The sequence below is a fragment of the Streptomyces sp. NBC_00239 genome (genome assembly GCF_036194065.1).
In the GTDB taxonomy this organism is placed as follows: Bacteria; Actinomycetota; Actinomycetes; order Streptomycetales; family Streptomycetaceae; genus Streptomyces.
On record NZ_CP108095.1, the window covers coordinates 6250132 to 6266973 of the forward strand.

The window sequence follows — 16842 nt, forward strand, 5'->3', positions numbered from 1 at the left end:
TTCGGCCCTCCGGCCCCTCGCACCCTCATGCGCCCCTGGACGTTCTCCCGCCTTCTGGGAGGATGTCCGGGGGCGTGCGTGCGCGGGGGCGGCTGACGGGGGGACTGCCGGGATGAAACGCATCGGGGTGACCGGGCACCGGACGATTCCGGCCGAGCTCCTCGCCCACGTCGGGGAGCGGCTGCGGACCCTGCTGCGCGGCCACGAGGGCCCGCTGGAGGCCCTGTCGAGCCTCGCCGACGGCGCCGACCAGCTGTTCGCCGACATCGCCCTGGAATGCGGCGCCGACCTCACCGTGGTCATCCCCAGCGAGGACTACGAGCAGGACTTCGCGGACCCGGAATCCCTGGCCCGCTACCGGATGCTCCTGGGCCGCGCCACTCAGGAGGTCCGGATGGGCTTCCGTCACGCGACCGACGAGGCCTACTACGCGGCCGGCACCTTCATAGCGGACAGCTGCGACCGGCTGGTGGCCGTCTGGGACGGGCAGCCCGCCCGCGGGCACGGCGGCACCGGGGAGATCGTCGCGTACGCGCGCACCCTCGGGAAACCGGTCACGGTCATCTGGCGGGACGGGGTGCTGCGCGACTGACCGTCGTATCCCGGTCTGCGTCAACTGCTGTGGCGGGCGAGCCAGTCGGTGTGCTGGGGGGAGACGTAGCGCTCGGTCTCGTAGACGGCGGAGGGCCACTGGCTCTCGGTGATGGTCGTCTGCATCACCACCATCATGGCCGCCAGGTCCTGCTCGACGAGGGTGTGCGCCTCGATCAGCGGGTGGTGGCGGCGCATCTCGTTCCACGCGATGCCCGCGGCGGCGGCCGCGCTCAGCAGTCCGGCGACGCCGGCGCCCGGACCCGAACCCAGGGCCCGGAGCAGGGCGAAGAGCAGGGCGAGGGTGGTGAGCAGCACGATGGTCCAGGACCACAGGGCGGTCGCCCGCCGGGACACCTCGGCGCGCCGCCGGTACCAGTTGCGCTGCTCGATGAGCCGGTCCCGTACGTACGTCTCGCGCCGGACGCTGTAGGCGCGGGCCCGCAACTGCCGCATGGCGCCGGTGATTTCGGCGCCGCGGGAGAAGCCCTCGGCCTCGCGCGGATCGGTCCAGCCCATCTTCTTCAGCTCGTTCAGCCCCGACTCCAGCCGGGTACGGTACAACCCTTCCGGATCCTCGCTCTCCGAGCCGAAGGGGGCGCCGTGCACGGCGTAGCGCCATGCCAGCGACTTGATGAACTCGGCTGCGGAACGGTTGAGTTGCCACTGCGGGCGGGCCCGGCGCCGGGTGGCGCGGACGCCGATCCCGAGCACCGCGGCATACGCCAGAGTGCTGAGTGTGCCGAACAACCGGAGTGGACCGAGGGGGACGGCCGGCAGTGCGGACAGGGCCGCGGCGAGCACGAGGAGGAACAGCTGCGCGCGCGTGGCCTGCGTGGATTCCCGCTGGCGGGAGATCGCGGCGGTGTCGGCGTGATGGAAAAGCGACGGAAGATCTTCGTGCCGAAACGTCATGCTGTTCAGCGATCCGGAAAAGTCCACCACAGCCAACCCCCCAGTCTGCTGTTCTGGTGCTCACTCTTTCGATAGAACGCTTGACCTGGCCTCATGTCTCGGTTGCCAATAGTGGCCTGAAGAGTAAAGTCCACACCGACACTAGCGCGTCGCTGTTGTCATTTCCATGCCCATTCCCTAAGGACGGCCGTGAAGACCTCTGCAACCTCTTCGACCAGTGCAGTGAAGAACCGTCGCGTTCCCCTGGCCAAGATCGACGTCCGCAGCAGTTCCGCCACGGCCGTCCTCAGTCGGGTGCTTCCGTCCGAAACGCGCCGCACGGTCGAGGAAGCGATCTTCAACTCGGCGCTCTGAGAGCGAAGTCCGCGCTCTAGACTGGTGGAATGACCGGCCTGATCGCATTTCGCGAGATCGTCCTGAAAGTTCACAGCAGATGCGATCTTGCTTGTGATCATTGCTATGTCTACGAACACGCGGACCAAAGCTGGCGGGCCCGTCCGAAAACGATCTCGGAAGAGGTCGTCGCGCAGACCGCGGCCCGGCTCGCGGAACACGCGAGAGATCATGCGCTCCCCTCCGTCACCGTGATTCTTCACGGGGGGGAGCCGCTCCTTGCCGGGACCGCCCGACTCCGCTTCGTCTGCGAGGAGTTCACCCGGGCCCTGGCCGGCACCGCCGCCCTCGACCTGCGGATCCACACCAACGCCCTCCAGCTCGGCAGCCGCTACCTGGACCTGTTCGCCGAATTCGGCGTCAAGGTCGGCGTCTCCCTCGACGGGGACCGTGCGGCGAACGACCGGCACCGGCGCTTCGCGGACGGCCGCACCAGCCACCCCCTGGTCCTCAAGGCCCTCGACCTGCTCCGCCGCGAGCAGTACCGCCACCTCTTCCAGGGCCTGCTCTGCACCGTCGACATCGAGAACGACCCGGTGACCGTGCTCGACGCCCTCACCGCACTCGAACCGCCCCGCATCGACTTCCTGCTCCCGCACGCCACCTGGGAGACCCCGCCGCCCCGGCCCGACGGCACCCCCGACGCCTACGCCCGCTGGCTGCTGCGGGTCTTCGACCACTGGGAGCGGCTCGGCCGCCCGGTGCCCGTCCGGATCTTCGAATCCCTCTTCAGCACCCTGCGCGGCGGCCCCAGCCTCACCGAATCCCTGGGTCTGGCCCCCACCGACCTGATCGTGGTCGAGACCGACGGCACCCTCGAACAGGTCGACTCGCTCAAGAGCGCCTTCGACGGCGCCGCCGCCACCGGATTCGACGTCTTCCGGCACGCCTTCGACGAGGTCGCCGCCCACCCCGGGGTACGGGCCCGCCAGCTGGGCCTCGCCGGGGTCAGTGCGCAGTGCCGCGCCTGCCCCGTCGTACGCTCGTGCGGCGGTGGCCTCTACACCCACCGCTACCGGGCCCTGACCGGCTTCGACAACCCCTCCGTCTACTGCGCCGACCTGCGCGAGCTGGTCGACGGCGTGGCCGGCCGCACCGCCCGCACCGGCACCGCCGCCGAACTCGCCGCACCCGAGGAGCTGGACGCCGCCCAGCAGCAGCTGACCCGGATGCTCCTGGCCCGCCTGCACGAGGACCTGGCCGGCGCCGGCGGCCCCGCCTGGCAGCGGTCCTGGGAACTGCTCACCGAGATCGAGTCCGCCGGACACGCGGCCGGGGCCCTGGACCCCGTACTGGACCACCCGTACACGCGCACCTGGCTGCTGGCCGCCCTCGACGCCGTACGCCAGGGCCGGCCCGCCGGACCCGCGGCGGGGCGGCGGCTGGCCGCGCTCGCCGCAGCGGCCGTGCTGCGCGGCCGGCTGGCGGCCCGGGTGCCGGTGCCCTACCGGGACGGGCAGGTGTACCTGCCGACGCTCGGGCTGCTGCGCACCGCCGGCCCCGGCACCGACGGGTCGGCCGAGCTGCGCGCCGCCGACGACGGGTTCGCGGTCCGCGAGGGCCGGGCCGAGCACCGTTTCCGGCCATCCGAGGGGGACCGGCGCTGGCAGCCCGTACGGGTGTGGCCCGGCGCCGGACCCGAGGCGCCCGGCGCCGTCCTGGACGACCTCGACCCGCACCGCAACTGCTTCGCCCGGCCGCCGCGGCTGCGGCTCGGCGCCGGCGAGGCCGCCGAATGGCAGGACCGGCTGGCCGCCGCCTGGACCCTGCTGCACCGCACCGTGCCCGACCTGGCCCGGCAGGCCGCCACCGGCCTCACCACCCTGACCCCGCTCGCCGGCGGACCGCGCACCACCGGCCGCGGCGAGGCCGGCCGGCACGGCCCCGGCGCCCTGGGCGTGCCCTGGTCGGGCGGGGTGCCGCAGACCGCGCTGGCGCTGCTCACCGGGCGGCGCCGGGCCCGACTGCGGGCCCTGACGGAGGTCACCGACCTGTACGCGCTCGACGGCGAGTGGCTGCACGCGTCCCCCTGGCGCGGTCATCCGGTACCGGTCTCCCGGCTGCTGGCCGACGTCCACGAGCGGGTCGCGGTCGAGGCCTGCCGGCGGGCCGGGCCGGGCGGCCCGATGGACGACGGCGGCGCGGAGGCCGAGGACATCCTGCGGGTGCTCGACCGGCTCGCGGCCGCCGCCGAACTCACCACCACCGGCAAAGCGCTGGTCGCAGACCTGCACTGGGAACTCAAGGCCGCGGGGGTTTGAAGGGGGCACTCCGGTATTCCCGGGAATTTCCCGGAACCGCACGCCACGGTCTTGCCGGTGTGACTGAAAATAGGCGTTGATTGACTGAAGGTTGGGGGGATGTGGCGCGGAAGCATCCGGAATGATGTTTCCTCGCTCCATCCGATGTGAGTAGTTGTCACGGGACGGGGGTCGTGTGCCTTCATCAGTGCAGCCGTACTTCTTTCTCAGTTATGCGCACACGCCGAGGTACGGAGCCGGTGGGCCCGACCCCGACATGTGGGTCGAACGGCTCTTCAGGGATCTCTGCGGCCACGTGATGGCCCTGACGGATCTCCCGGCCGGCGCCCCTGCGGGATTCATGGACCGGGAGATACGCTCCGGCGAAGGCTGGTCGGAGCGCCTGGGATCGGCACTCGCCTCGTGCCTGGTCTTCGTTCCGCTGTTCTCGCCGCGCTATTTCGCCAGCGAGATGTGCGGAAAGGAGTGGTATGCCTTTGCGCAGCGCGCCATCCACCACGGCGCACTGAGCAATCAGCCCACCGAGGCGATCGTGCCCGCCCTGTGGGTGCCGGTGCCCCCGGCGCAGCTGCCCGGACCGGCCGAACGCCTGCAGTTCAACCACAACACCTTCGGGGACCGCTACGTCACCGACGGGCTGTACGGACTCATCAAACTCCGCTCCTACGCCGAGCAGTACGAGCGGGCCGTCTACGAACTCGCCAAGCGCATCGTGCGCGTCGCCGAATCGGTCCGCCTCCAGGCCGGCCGGCCCGTCGACTACCGGATGGTCCCCAGCGCCTTCGGCGGCGGCGCCGGCCGCCGCGGCACCGGACTCGCCTCCCGCACCCTGCAGATCACCGTCGCCGCCGGCACCCGCCACGAACTCCCCGACGGGCGCAGCGCCGACTACTACGGGGACTCCGCCCTCGACTGGAACCCGTACCACCCGGACTCCCGACGGCCCGTCGCCGCCGTCGCGGAGGACCTGGTGCGCTCCCTGAACTACCGGACGATCCTGGCCTCCTTCGACGACGAGGCCGGCCACTTCGACAGCAAGCAGCCCCCGACCCGCCCGGAGATCCTGCTCGTCGACCGCTGGGCGGTGGCCGACGACCTGCGCAGGCAGCGCCTCGCCGCATTCGACCAGGACCCCCGGCCCTGGGTGAGCGTGGTCGTGCCGTGGAACCGGCTGGACCACCAGAGCCGCGTGAAGGAGAGCGAGTTGACCCACCGGCTGGAAGAGACGATGCCGGTCAAGATGAGCCAGGGCCGGGCCGCGTGCCGGGCCGCCGCCAACGGCGTCAACAACATGGAGACCCTCGGCCAGATACTCCCGCAGGTGGTCGAGGCCGCGGCCCAGCAGTTCCTCAGACACGCCCAGGTCTACCCGCCGGCCGGCGGCAGCCACGGCGAACGCCCCCGGCTGGTCGGCCCCATGGGCATGTCAGGCGGCCCGCCGCTGCCGCCCCCGGCCCCCTTCCCGGCCGGCTCCCGCTTCGACAAACCGCACCACGAGCACGCGCTGCCCGAGTACGACGAATTCGGCCCCGATGCGGAGGACACGGATGACCGCGAGTCGTGACGGACGCATCGTCACCTTCTATTCGTACAAAGGCGGCACCGGCCGCACCATGGCCCTCGCCAACACCGCGTGGGTCCTCGCCGCCAACGGCAAGCGCGTCCTCGCCGTCGACTGGGACCTGGAAGCCCCCGGCCTGCACCGGTTCTTCCACCCCTTCCTCGACCCCTCCACGCTCGGCGCGACCACCGGCGTCATCGACCTGATCACCGAGTACGCGTGGGCGGCCACCAGCCCGGTGCAGCGGGCCGACGACTGGCACCGCGACTACGCGCGGATCCAGCAGCACGCGGTCTCGCTCGCCCCGGAGAACCTCGGCTGGGAGTTCCCCTCCGGCGGCACCCTCGACTTCGTCTCCGCCGGCCGCCAGAACCGCGAGTACTCCGCCACCGTCTCCACCTTCGACTGGGACAACTTCTACGACCGGCTCGGCGGCGGCCTCTTCTTCGACGCGCTGCGCGCGGACATGAAGGCGAACTACGACTACGTCCTCATCGACAGCCGCACCGGCCTCAGCGACATCGCCGACATCTGCACCTTCCACCTGCCCGACGTGCTCGTGGACTGCTTCACCCTCTCCGACCAGTCCATCGACGGCGCCGCCGCCGTCGCCCGCCAGGTCTACGAGCGCTACGGCGACCGCGACATCAAGATCTACCCGGTCCCGATGCGCATCGACGAGGGCGAGAAGGAGAAGGCCGACGCCGGACGGGCGCTGGCCCGCATCAAGTTCGACCGCTTCCCCAGCGGCCTCGCGGGCGACGAGGCCACCGCCTACTGGGGCGCCGTGGAGATCCCGTACCGGCCCTACTACGCCTACGAGGAGACCCTCGCCACCTTCGGGGACGAGGCCGGGCTCACCAACTCCCTGCTCTCCGCCTTCGAACGGCTCACCGCCGTGGTCTCCGAGGGCGAGGTCACCTCGATGCCCGCCATCCGCGAGGAGATCAGGCTGCGGATCCGCGACGCCTTCACCCGCCGCCGCCCCGCCCTGCCCGCCGACCTCTTCCTCTCGTACGTCGCCGAGAACCGCATGTGGGCCGACTGGATCGAGTCCGTCCTCACCCGGGCCGGCTTCCGGGTCGTGCCCAAGGACGTCTCCGCCGAGCCCCGCCCCGGCGACACCCTCGGCGCCGGCATCTCCACCGACAGCCCGGCCCGCACGGTGGTGCTGCTCTCCAGCGCCTACCTCAAGTCCGCCCGGGCGGTGGACGTGTGGGAGCGGGCCGCCGCCGAGGACCCCACCGGGGGCCGGCGCAACCTGGTCGCGCTGCGCGTGGGCGACGTACGGCTGAGCACCCCGTACATCGACCGCAACCCGATCGACCTGTTCCGGCTCGACGAGCACCACGCCACCGCCGCCCTGCTGCGCGCGCTGGAGCGGCCCGTCCAGCTGCCCGAGGCGGCCTCGCCCGGGCCGCGGTTCCCCGGCACCGTCCCCAAGATCTGGAACGCGCCGCCCCGCAACACCGGCTTCACCGGCCGCTCCATCGTGCTGGAGCGGATGCGCGACCAGCTCGGCGGCGGGATCTCCGTGGTGCTGCCGCAGCCGCAGACCCTCTTCGGGCTCGGCGGCGTCGGCAAGACCCAGGTGGCCCTGGAGTACGTGCACCGGTTCATGGCCGACTACGACCTGGTCTGGTGGATCTCCTCCGAGCAGACCGACGACGTGGTCGCGGGGCTCGCCGAACTCGCCGTCCGGCTCGGCGCGCAGACCGGCGAGGACATGGCGGCCGCCTCCCAGGAGGCCATCGACCTGCTGCGGCGCGGGGTGCCCACCTCCCGCTGGCTGCTCGTCTTCGACAACGCCGACGACCCCGAGACCCTCAAGCGGTTCTTCCCGCCGGGCGGGCCCGGCCACGTGCTGGTGACCTCCCGCAACCAGAGCTGGTCCCAGTACGGCGACGCCCTGCCCGTCGACGTCTTCCTGCGCGAGGAGTCCATCGAGCACCTCCAGCGGCGCGCCCCCGGGCTCACCCCGGAGGACGCCGACCAGGTCGCCACCGCCGTCGGCGACCTGCCGCTGGCCGTCGAGCAGGCCGGCGCCTGGATCGCCGAGACCGCCACCCCCGTCGGCTCGTACCTGGAACAGCTCGCCCAGCAGGCCGCCCGGGTGCTCGGCCTCAACCAGCCGGCCGGCTACCCGGAGCCGGTCGCGGCCACCTGGAACGTCTCCATCGAACGGCTCCAGAGCCGCTCGCCCGCCGCCGTCCGGCTGCTCCAGCTGTGCGCCTTCTTCGCGCCCGAGCCGATCTCCGCGAACCTCCTCTACAGCAAGGAGATGATCGACGCCCTCAAGCCGTACGACCCCTCGCTCCAGGAGAAGCTGGTGCTGGGCCGGGTCATCCGCGAGATCGGCCGGTTCGCGCTCGCCAAGGTCGACCAGGTCAGCAACAGCATCCAGGTGCACCGCCTGGTGCAGGCCGTCATCCGTGCCCAGCTCAGCGAGGAGGAGCAGCGCGAGGCCCGGCACGCCGTGCACCGGGTGCTGGCCGGGGCCCGGCCCGACGACGACGAGCCGATAGACAACCCGGAGACCTGGCCGCGGTTCAACACCATCTGGCCGCACCTGCCCCCGTCGGAGGCCCGGCTCTGCCGGGAGCCCGAGACCCGCCGACTGCTCATCGACCGGGTCCGCTACCTGTGGAAGCGCGGCGACTTCAAGGCGGCCTACCAGCTCGGCAGCGAGCTGCGCGAAGCGTGGAAGGAGACCCTCGGCGACAGCGACCTCCAGTACCTCTACCTGCGCTTCCACCTCTCCAACATCCTGCGCTCGCAGGGCCGTTACGTGGAGGCGAAGGAGCTGGACGAGGTCACCCTGGAGCGCCAGCGGAACGCGCTCGGCGCCTCCCACCCGCACACGTACATGACCACCAGCGGCCTGGCCATGAACCTCGGCGCGCTCGGCCAGTACGGCAAGGCCATGGAACTGGCCACCGAGGCGCACGAGGGCTTCAGCCAGATCTTCCACGAGGCGCACCCCCGCACCCTGGCGGCGGCCAACAACCTCGCGCTGAACCTGCGCATGGTCGGCCAGTACGCCCGGGCCCGCGAGATCGACCAGGAGGTCTTCGACCGGCGCACCGAGGTGCTCGGCCCGGAGCACCCGTACACCCTCTCCTCGGCCCAGAACCTCGCCCGCGACCTGCGGGAGGTCGGCCGGTACGAGGACTCGGTGCAGCTGCTGAGCCGGGCGTACGACGCGTACAAGCGGACCCTGGGCCGGACCTTCCCCGGCACCCTGTCCGCCGCGAAGAACCTCGCGGTCTCGCTGCGCCGGGCCGGGCAGCTGGAGGACGCGCTGCGGCTGACCACGGCCACCCGCAACCGCTACCGGGCCAAGTACACCTCGGTCAACCCGGACCTGCTGGCCTGCGACCTGAACCTGGCCGCGGACCTGTTCGCCACCGGGGACCCGCTCGCGGCGCGGGACATCGCCCAGGAGGTCGTGGACGAGTACATGAAGGTGCCGGGGGAGCGGCACCCGTACACCCTGGCCGCGATCAACAACCTGGCGGTCTTCCACTGGGGCGTCGGCGCGCCGCAGACGGCGGAGCCGATGCTCCAGGGCGCGATCCGGGTGATGCGCGAGGTGCTCGGCGACGACCACCCGCACACCATCTTCGCCACCCTCAACCTGGCCAACGCCCACGCCGACCTGGGCGATCCGGCGGGCGCGCTGCAGATCGAGCGGGCGGCGGCCGCACGGCTGCGCGAGGTGCTCGGGGTCCACCACCCGGAGACGCTGGCCTGCTCCTCGAACATGGCGGTGAGCCTGGACCGGATCGGGCGCAAGGAGGAGGCGGCCCGGCTGCGCCACGAGACGATCGCGGAGCTCCAGCGGCTGCTCGGCGAGGACCACGGCCTGACCCGGTACGCGCGCGAGGAGCGGCGGGTGCACCGGGACCTGGAGCCGCTGGCGGTGTGAGGGGAGCGGGCCACGGGGTGCGGGGGCCACGGGGTGCGGCGGGCGGACCGGGAGGTCCGCCCGCCGGCCGGGGCGGTCCCCGCCGCGTCAGGCCGACTGCTGCTGCGGGGGCGGTGCCAGGTCGCGCAGCAGCCAGGTGAGGATGTCCGGCAGGGCCCGGAAGGCGGCGAAGTGGGCGGCGGCCGGTTCGAAGTTGGCCGTGGCGCCGGGGATCTGCCGGGCCAGCCAGCGGGAGTGGCCCACGGGTGAGAACACGTCCTTCTCGCCGTGCCACAGCAGGACCGGGCAGGTGATGTCGGCCAGGTCGAAGCCCCAGGGGCGGGCGAAGGCGGTGACGTCGTCGATCCAGCCGTAGGCCGACTGCCGCAGCCCTTCGCGGTAGTTGCGCTCCAGCATCAGGCGCAGGCCGGCATCGGAGACGATGATCCGGTCGTTCTCGGTGAGCTCGCGGCGCAGTTCGTCGAGGAGCCGGCCGGGGTCCTGGCGGATGGAGTCCGAGCGCGGGATCAGCGAGGCGGCGATCTCCTCCGGGTCGGCGGCGGCCGCCGTGCTGTGCTCGCGCACGTTGAAGGTGGTCATGCCGTCGTACCAGTCCAGGCCGTCGGCGTCCCGGGGGGCCAGGCCGACCAGGGTGGCGCACCGGGTGACCCGGTCCGGGAGCAGGGCGGCGCAGGCCAGCGCGTGCGGGGCGCCGCCCGAGCGGCCCACCACCGCGAAGGTCTCCAGTTCCAGGGAGTCGGCGATCGCGGCCACGTCCTGGGCCACGTCGGCGACGCTACGGCCCGGCAGGCGGTCCGATCCGCCGTATCCGGGCCGGTCGTACGCGATGAGCTGCATACGGCGCTGGTAGAGGACCATGCCGCGGGGGGCCGGTCCCAGCCTGCTGCCGGGGGTGCCGTGGAGCAGGAACACCGGCTTGCCGTTCGGGTCGCCGAGTCGCTCCACCATCAGATGCCGCCCGTCCGCGGCGCGCACCCGATTGCGCACGCCTCGCCTCCTTGGAGTCAGCCGACAAGCCCGTCGTGGCGATTGTCTCCGACGGAGGAGGAGCGCGGTAGGGCGCACTCGGGGAGAAACCCGGATGCCGGGCCCGCCGCCCGCCGCCCCCGCCGAGGGCGTCGAATCGTGCGCCCGCGCCGTGGCGGAACGGCGTGCCCAGTGCGGCATCCCCGCCTCCTTCGCCGAGGAAGGCGTCGACGAGAGGCGGTCGGCCGCTCCTTCACGCGTCCGCCGGCGCGTCCTCGGGGAGACCGCTGCCGACCGTCGTGCCCGGGCGCCCCCGGCGGAACACCGCGCAGGCCAGCGTGACCGCCGCGCCCAGCGCCGCCCAGCCGGCCAGGATCAGCATCGAGGGGCCCGCGTCATTGCCCCTGAAGTAGGCGATCGAACGGGCCGCGTACGTGCCCGCGCCCGGCGGCAGGGCCGGGCCGATCTCCCGCCAGAACGGCGGCAGCAGCGGATACGGGTAGGCGCCCCCGGCGCTCGGGTTGCCGAGCACCACGACGAGCAGGATCGCCAGCCCGATGCCGACCACGCCCGCCAGCCCCTGGAAGGCCAGGGTGATCGCGCCGACCGCGAAGACGACCAGCGCGCCCAGCCCCCACAGGGCCCAGATGCTGCCGGGCAGCGCGCCCAGCACCGGGCCGGCGATCACCGCGCCGAGCAGGCCGGCCACGAGCGCGTACACCAGCAGCGCGCCCAGCCGGATGACGGCGCGCGCCGGGTTGGCGGGCCGGGCCCCGGCGCTGATCGCGAGGATCGCGGCGCACAGGTAGCCGCCCACGCACCAGCCGACCACCAGGTAGAAGGAGGACAGCCCGCGGGCGTCGCCGCGGTCGGCCGGGGCCACGTCGGTGACCGTCACCGTGCGCTGCCGGGTCGCCTCGGCGGCCTTGACGACCTCTTCGAGCGCCTGGGACAGCGAGGCGCCCGCGCCGCCGGCCACCAGCAGCCGGTCGGTCGTCCCGGCGGGGTCGATGATCAGCGCCCCGTCCACGTCCCGGTTGCGGATCTGCGCGGTCGCGGTGGCCTCGTCGGGGGCCGCGCGCGGGTCGAGCGGGTCGCCGGGCAGCGCGGAGAGCTGCTGGACGGCCTGGGCGGTGGCCTGCCGGGCGGGAGTGACCACGGCGATCGGGATCTCGTGCGGCGCGGGGTGGTGGAAGGCGCCGATGTAGGAGGTGATGAAGGCGACCTGGAGCGCCAGCACCCCGATGACCAGCAGCGCCGCCCGGACGGTGACGGCGTCCTTGATCTCGGAGAGGAAACCGGGGGATCCCCGGGAGGGGCCTGCGTCTGTCCGTGTCATGCCCTCACGCTCGACGCGCGGCGTCCGTGGCGCAGCAGGGGAGGGCCGAACGGATGATCCACCGAGCCTCGAACATTTGTGTCGTACTCATGTTCGAAAGTGGTCTATGGTGGAAACGGAGGTGGGGGTTCACCAAGGGAGAGCAGGAGGCGCGGGTGCCTGGTTTTACGCATCTGCACACCGTTTCCGGATTCTCCGTGCGGTACGGGGGCTCCCACCCGGAACGGCTGGCGGAACGCGCCGCCGAACGGCAGATGGACGCCCTCGCCCTCACCGACCGGGACACCCTCGCCGGCACCGTCCGGTTCGCGAAGGCCTGCGCGAAGGCCGGCATCCGGCCCCTGTTCGGCACCGGCCTCGCGGTCGACCCCGTCCCCGGCGCGCCGGACCTGCCCCGCGCCACCGAACGCCGCCGCACCCCCGTCAAGGGCGGGGCCTTCGTCGACGAGTCCGCGCCCCGCGCCGTCTTCCTCGCCCGCGACGGCGCCACCGGCTGGGCCACGCTGTGCCGGCTGGTCAGCGCCGCCCACGCGGACGCCACCGGCCGGCCGCAGCTCCCGTGGGGCCACAACCACGGCGAGGGCGTCCTCGTCCTCCTCGGGCCGGACTCCGAGGTCGGCCGCGCCCTGGCCGCCGGCCGCCCCGACCGGGCCGCCCGGCTGCTCGCCCCCTGGCGGGAGGCGTACGGGGAGGCGCTGCGGCTGGAGGCCGTCCACCACGGGCGTACCGGCACCGGCCCCGGCTCCCTGCGGCTGGCCGCCCGTACCGTCGGCTTCGCCGCGCAGCAGGGCGTACCGGCCGTCCTCACCAACGCCGTGCGGTACGCGGACCGCGGCCAGGGGCCGGTCGCCGACGTGCTCGACGCGGCCCGCCGGCTCGTGCCCCTCGACCCCCGGCGCCCCCTGGACGGCGGGGAGCGCTGGCTCAAGGACGCCGCGGCCATGACGGTGGCCGCGGAACGCGTCGCCGAGGCCGCCGGACAGCGCGGGGCGGACGCCCGGCGGCTGCTGGCGCAGACCCGGCAGGACGCCGAATCCTGCCGCGTCGACCCCGAGGACGACCTCGGCATCGGCTCGGTGCACTTCCCCGAACCCCGGCTGGTGGGCGCCGGCCGCCGCAGCGCCCAGCGGGTCCTGGCCTCCCGGTGCGCCGCGGGCATGGTGCTGCGCGGCTACGCGGGCAAGCGCGCGTACTGGGACCGGATGCACCACGAGCTGGACATCATCGCGTACTACGGGTACGCCTCCTACTTCCTCACGGTCGCCCAAGTGGTCCAGGACGTACGGGAGATGGGCATCCGGGTGGCCGCGCGCGGCTCCGGCGCCGGCTCCCTCGTCAACCACCTGCTCGGGATCGCGCACGCCGACCCGGTCGAGCACGGCCTCCTGATGGAGCGCTTCCTGTCCAAGCGGCGGCCGGTGCTGCCCGACATCGACATCGACGTCGAGTCCGCCCGCAGGCTGGAGGTCTACCGGGCGGTCATCGGTCGGTTCGGCGCCGAGCGCGTCGCCACCGTGGCCATGCCCGAGACCTACCGGGTGCGGCACGCGATCCGGGACGTGGGCGCCGCCCTGTCCATGGACCCCGCCGAGATCGACCGGCTCGCCAAGGCCTTCCCGCACATCCGGGCCCGCGACGCCCGCGCGGCCCTGGCCGAACTGCCCGAACTGCGTGCCGTACGCGCGGAGGAGCACGGCCGGCTGTGGGAGCTCGTCGAGGCGCTGGACGCGCTGCCGCGCGGCGTCGCCATGCACCCGTGCGGGGTGCTGCTCTCCGACGCCTCGCTGCTCGCCCGCACCCCCGTCGTGCCCACCAGCGGCGAGGGCCTGCCGATGTCCCAGTTCGACAAGGAGGACGTCGAGGACCTCGGGCTGCTCAAACTCGACGTGCTCGGCGTACGGATGCAGTCCGCGATGGCGCACGCCGTCGCCGAGATCGGGCGGGCCACGGGGGAGCGGCTCGACCTCGACGACCCGGCGCAGGTGCCGCCCGGCGACCGGGCGACCTACGAGCTGATCCGCTCGGCGCAGACCCTCGGCTGCTTCCAGATCGAATCCCCGGGCCAGCGCGACCTGGTGGGGCGGCTCCAGCCCGCGGACTTCCACGACCTCGTCGTGGACATCTCGCTGTTCCGGCCCGGGCCGGTCGCGGCCGACATGGTGCGGCCGTTCATCGAGGCCCGGCACGGCCGCGCCCCGGTCCGCTACCCGCATCCGGACCTGGCGGAGCCGCTGCGCGAGACGTACGGGGTGGTCGTCTTCCACGAGCAGATCATCGAGATCGTGAACATCATGACCGGCTGCGGCCGGGACGAGGCCGACCGGGTGCGCCGCGGGCTGTCCGACCCCGAGTCGCAGGGCCGGATCAAGCCCTGGTTCGCGCGGCACGCGGCCCGGCGCGGCTACCCGGCCGAAGTGGTCGCCCGTACCTGGGAGATCGTCGAGGCCTTCGGCTCGTACGGGTTCTGCAAGGCGCACGCGGTGGCCTTCGCCGTGCCGACCTACCAGTCGGCCTGGCTCAAGGCGCACCACCCGGCGGCCTTCTACGCCGGACTGCTCACCCACGACCCCGGCATGTACCCCAAACGGCTGCTGCTCGCGGACGCGCGGCGGCGCGGGGTGCCGGTGCTTCCGCTGGACGTGAACCGGTCCGCGACCACCCATCGGATCGAACTGGTGTCCGAGAATCCTCGGGTGTGGGGGCTGCGGCTCGCCCTCGCCGACGTCCACGGCATCAGCGAGGCCGAAGCCGCCCGCATCGAGGCCGGCCGGCCCTACACCTCCTTGCGCGACTTCTGGGACCGCGCCCACCCGGGCCGCCCGGTCGCCGAACGCCTCGCCCAGGTCGGCGCGCTGGACGCCTTCGGCGGCAACCGCCGGGACCTCCTGCTGCACCTGTCCGAACTCCACCGGGACCGGCGCGGCCACACCGCGCACGGCCGGCAGCTGCCCCTCGGCGGCGGCCACCGGACCGGCCCCGTCGGCCTGCCCGACCTCAACGAGGCCGAGAAGCTCAGCGCCGAGCTCGGCGTCCTCGGCATGGACACCTCCCGGCACCTGATGGAGGACCACCACGCCTTCCTGGCCGAACTCGGCGCGGTCCCGGCCCGCCGGCTGGGCGGGACCGAGCACGGCCGCACCGTCCTGGTCGCGGGCGCCAAGGCGGCCACCCAGACCCCGCCGGTCCGCTCCGGCCGACGGGTCATCTTCACCACCCTCGACGACGGCACCGGCCTGGTCGACCTCGCCTTCTTCGACGACAGCCACGAAGCCTGCGCGCACACCGTCTTCCACTCCTGGCTGCTGCTGGTGCGCGGAGTGGTGCAGCGCCGGGGCCCCCGGAGCCTCAGCGTGGTCGGATCCGCCGCCTGGAACCTGGCCGAACTGGCCGAACTGCGCCGCACCGGAGGCCTGGACGCGGTCGCCGCCCGCCTCGCGGCGCCTGCCGCCGGTCCTGCCGGCGGATCTGCACCTGCGGACGGGTCCGTCCCGGCCGGCGGGTCCGCCTCGGCCGGCGGGTCCGCCCCCGCCGGTCCTGCCGACGGAGGCCGGCGCATCCACCTGCCCACCGGGTACGAGATGAACCCGTGGGCCGACCTCCAGCCGCCCGGCTCCGGCCCGGCCACCGGCCGCAAGCTGTGGCACTCCAGCCCGGGGAGCGCGGGATGACCGGCGGGCCCGCTCTTCGGGGCTCCGCCCACGACCCCGGCCCTCACGCGCCGGCCGGGCCGGATCGTGCCGCACGCCGGCCCCGCCGGCGTGTGCCCCCGCTTCGGGAAGGGGCGGAGCGGGGGACGGACCCGCAGGGAGGCGGGCCCACCGTGCTCTGCGCCACCTTCCGGCGCCCCGACGGAACCCCGCCCGACCCCGCCGCGTACACCGGACTCGTCGCCCTGCTCACCGGCCTCACCCCGGCGGTCCAGGAACTGCCCCCTGACTCCGCGCTCGCCGATGTATACGGCGCGCTGCGCTACTTCGGCCGCGACACCGCACAACTCGCCGCGGTCCTGAGGGTCCGGGCGCTCGCCCTGTACGGGGCGGACTGCGCGATCGGCGCCGCCGCCAACCCCATGCTGGCCAGGATGGCGGCCCGGCAGGCCCGCCCCGGGCAGACCCTCGTCGTGCCCGCCGACCCCGCCGCCGTACGGGAGTTCCTCGCCTGCAAGCCCGCCGCCGCCCTGGACGGGGTCGGCACCCGGACCGCCCGCACCCTGAGCGGCTACGGGCTCGACTCGGTTGGCCGGATCGCCGCCGCCCCGCTCCCCGCCCTCCAGCGGATCCTCGGCGCCCGGGCCGGCCGCGAACTGCACGAGCGGGCCCACGGGATCGACCGTACGCCGGTGGTCCCGGGCGCCCCCGTACGCTCCCTCGCCGCCGAACGGCCCTTCGGCCGTGACGAGATCGACCCGGTGCGGCACCGGAGCGCCCTGCTCTCCCTCACCGAGGAGCTCGGCGTCCGGCTGCGCGGCAGCGGGCAGGTCTGCCGTGCCCTGTCCCTCACCGTGCGCTGCGCCGACCGCACCGTGGTCACCCGTACCCGCACGCTCGCCGAACCCACCGCGCACTCCGCCGAGCTCACCGCCGCGGCCTACGGGCTGTACGGGGCGCTCGGCTTGCAGCGGGCGCGGGTGCGGGCGCTGTCCCTGCGGGCGGAAGGCCTCCGGCCGGGGGAACGGGCCGCGCACCAGCTGAGCTTCGACCCGCAGGACGAGAAGTCCCGCCGGATCGAGGCGGTCGCCGACCGAGTCCGAACGAAGTTCGGCCCCACCGCGATCCTCCCCGCCACCCTGGCGACACCGCCCCGAGCCCCCTCCGTCTCCGCCGACGCCGCGTGCGCGAAACCCAGCCTCGCCGGCTGACGGTGGCGCCCCTTCGGCTTCGCCGACACC

The 16842-nt window shown here is 73.5% G+C and carries 10 protein-coding genes; 7 read left to right on the plus strand and 3 right to left on the minus strand.

All coding sequences use genetic code 11. The annotated features are described in order from the left end of the window. Nucleotides 1–112: 112 nt before the first annotated feature. Entirely contained in the window at nucleotides 113–592 is a 480-nt protein-coding gene (locus OG764_RS27480) for a hypothetical protein (RefSeq protein WP_328971103.1), read from the plus strand. 20 nt (nucleotides 593–612) lie between these two features. Here OG764_RS27480 and OG764_RS27485 read toward each other — a convergent pair whose 3' ends face one another. Further along, nucleotides 613–1506 (minus strand): DUF4231 domain-containing protein, encoded by an 894-nt coding sequence (locus OG764_RS27485; RefSeq protein WP_328971104.1) that lies wholly within the window; start codon nucleotides 1504–1506, stop codon nucleotides 613–615. Between the two features lie 222 nt (nucleotides 1507–1728). Between OG764_RS27485 and fxsA the strand changes: the two genes are divergently transcribed. The 4 genes from fxsA (at nucleotide 1729) to fxsT (ending at nucleotide 9649) form a co-directional block, all read left to right on the plus strand. Continuing rightward, nucleotides 1729–1860, plus strand: a complete 132-nt coding sequence (fxsA, locus tag OG764_RS27490; protein WP_443056249.1) for an FxSxx-COOH cyclophane-containing RiPP peptide — start codon at nucleotides 1729–1731, stop codon at nucleotides 1858–1860. A gap of 29 nt (nucleotides 1861–1889) precedes the next feature. After that, the gene (gene fxsBH / locus OG764_RS27495; protein WP_328971106.1) at nucleotides 1890–4160 is read left to right on the plus strand and encodes a radical SAM/SPASM protein FxsBH, inactivated beta-hydroxylase extension form; all 2271 of its coding nucleotides are present in this window, start codon (nucleotides 1890–1892) and stop codon (nucleotides 4158–4160) included. A 154-nt stretch (nucleotides 4161–4314) separates the two neighbouring features. Then, on the plus strand, nucleotides 4315–5724 hold the full coding sequence (locus tag OG764_RS27500) for a TIR-like protein FxsC (protein ID WP_328971107.1): 1410 nt from the start codon (nucleotides 4315–4317) through the stop codon (nucleotides 5722–5724). Beyond that, the gene (fxsT, locus tag OG764_RS27505) at nucleotides 5708–9649 is read left to right on the plus strand and encodes an FxSxx-COOH system tetratricopeptide repeat protein (RefSeq protein WP_328971108.1); all 3942 of its coding nucleotides are present in this window, start codon (nucleotides 5708–5710) and stop codon (nucleotides 9647–9649) included. The genes OG764_RS27500 and fxsT overlap by 17 nt, the downstream gene beginning before the upstream one ends. A gap of 87 nt (nucleotides 9650–9736) precedes the next feature. Here fxsT and OG764_RS27510 read toward each other — a convergent pair whose 3' ends face one another. Together OG764_RS27510 and OG764_RS27515 are read right to left on the minus strand one after the other, a co-directional pair. Further along, nucleotides 9737–10636: an alpha/beta fold hydrolase gene (locus tag OG764_RS27510; RefSeq protein ID WP_328971109.1), complete on the minus strand. Its 900-nt coding sequence runs from the start codon at nucleotides 10634–10636 to the stop codon at nucleotides 9737–9739. Nucleotides 10637–10868: 232 nt separating this feature from the next. After that, on the minus strand, nucleotides 10869–11954 hold the full coding sequence (locus tag OG764_RS27515; protein WP_328971110.1) for a DUF3533 domain-containing protein: 1086 nt from the start codon (nucleotides 11952–11954) through the stop codon (nucleotides 10869–10871). A gap of 155 nt (nucleotides 11955–12109) precedes the next feature. On the opposite strand from OG764_RS27515, the gene OG764_RS27520 reads away from it, so the two are divergent. Then, a complete protein-coding gene (locus OG764_RS27520; RefSeq protein WP_328971111.1) occupies nucleotides 12110–15622 on the plus strand; it encodes a DNA polymerase III subunit alpha in 3513 nt (1170 codons plus the stop codon). Between the two features lie 152 nt (nucleotides 15623–15774). Further along, nucleotides 15775–16812, plus strand: a complete 1038-nt coding sequence (locus OG764_RS27525; protein ID WP_328971112.1) for a DNA polymerase Y family protein — start codon at nucleotides 15775–15777, stop codon at nucleotides 16810–16812. Nucleotides 16813–16842: the final 30 nt, after the last annotated feature.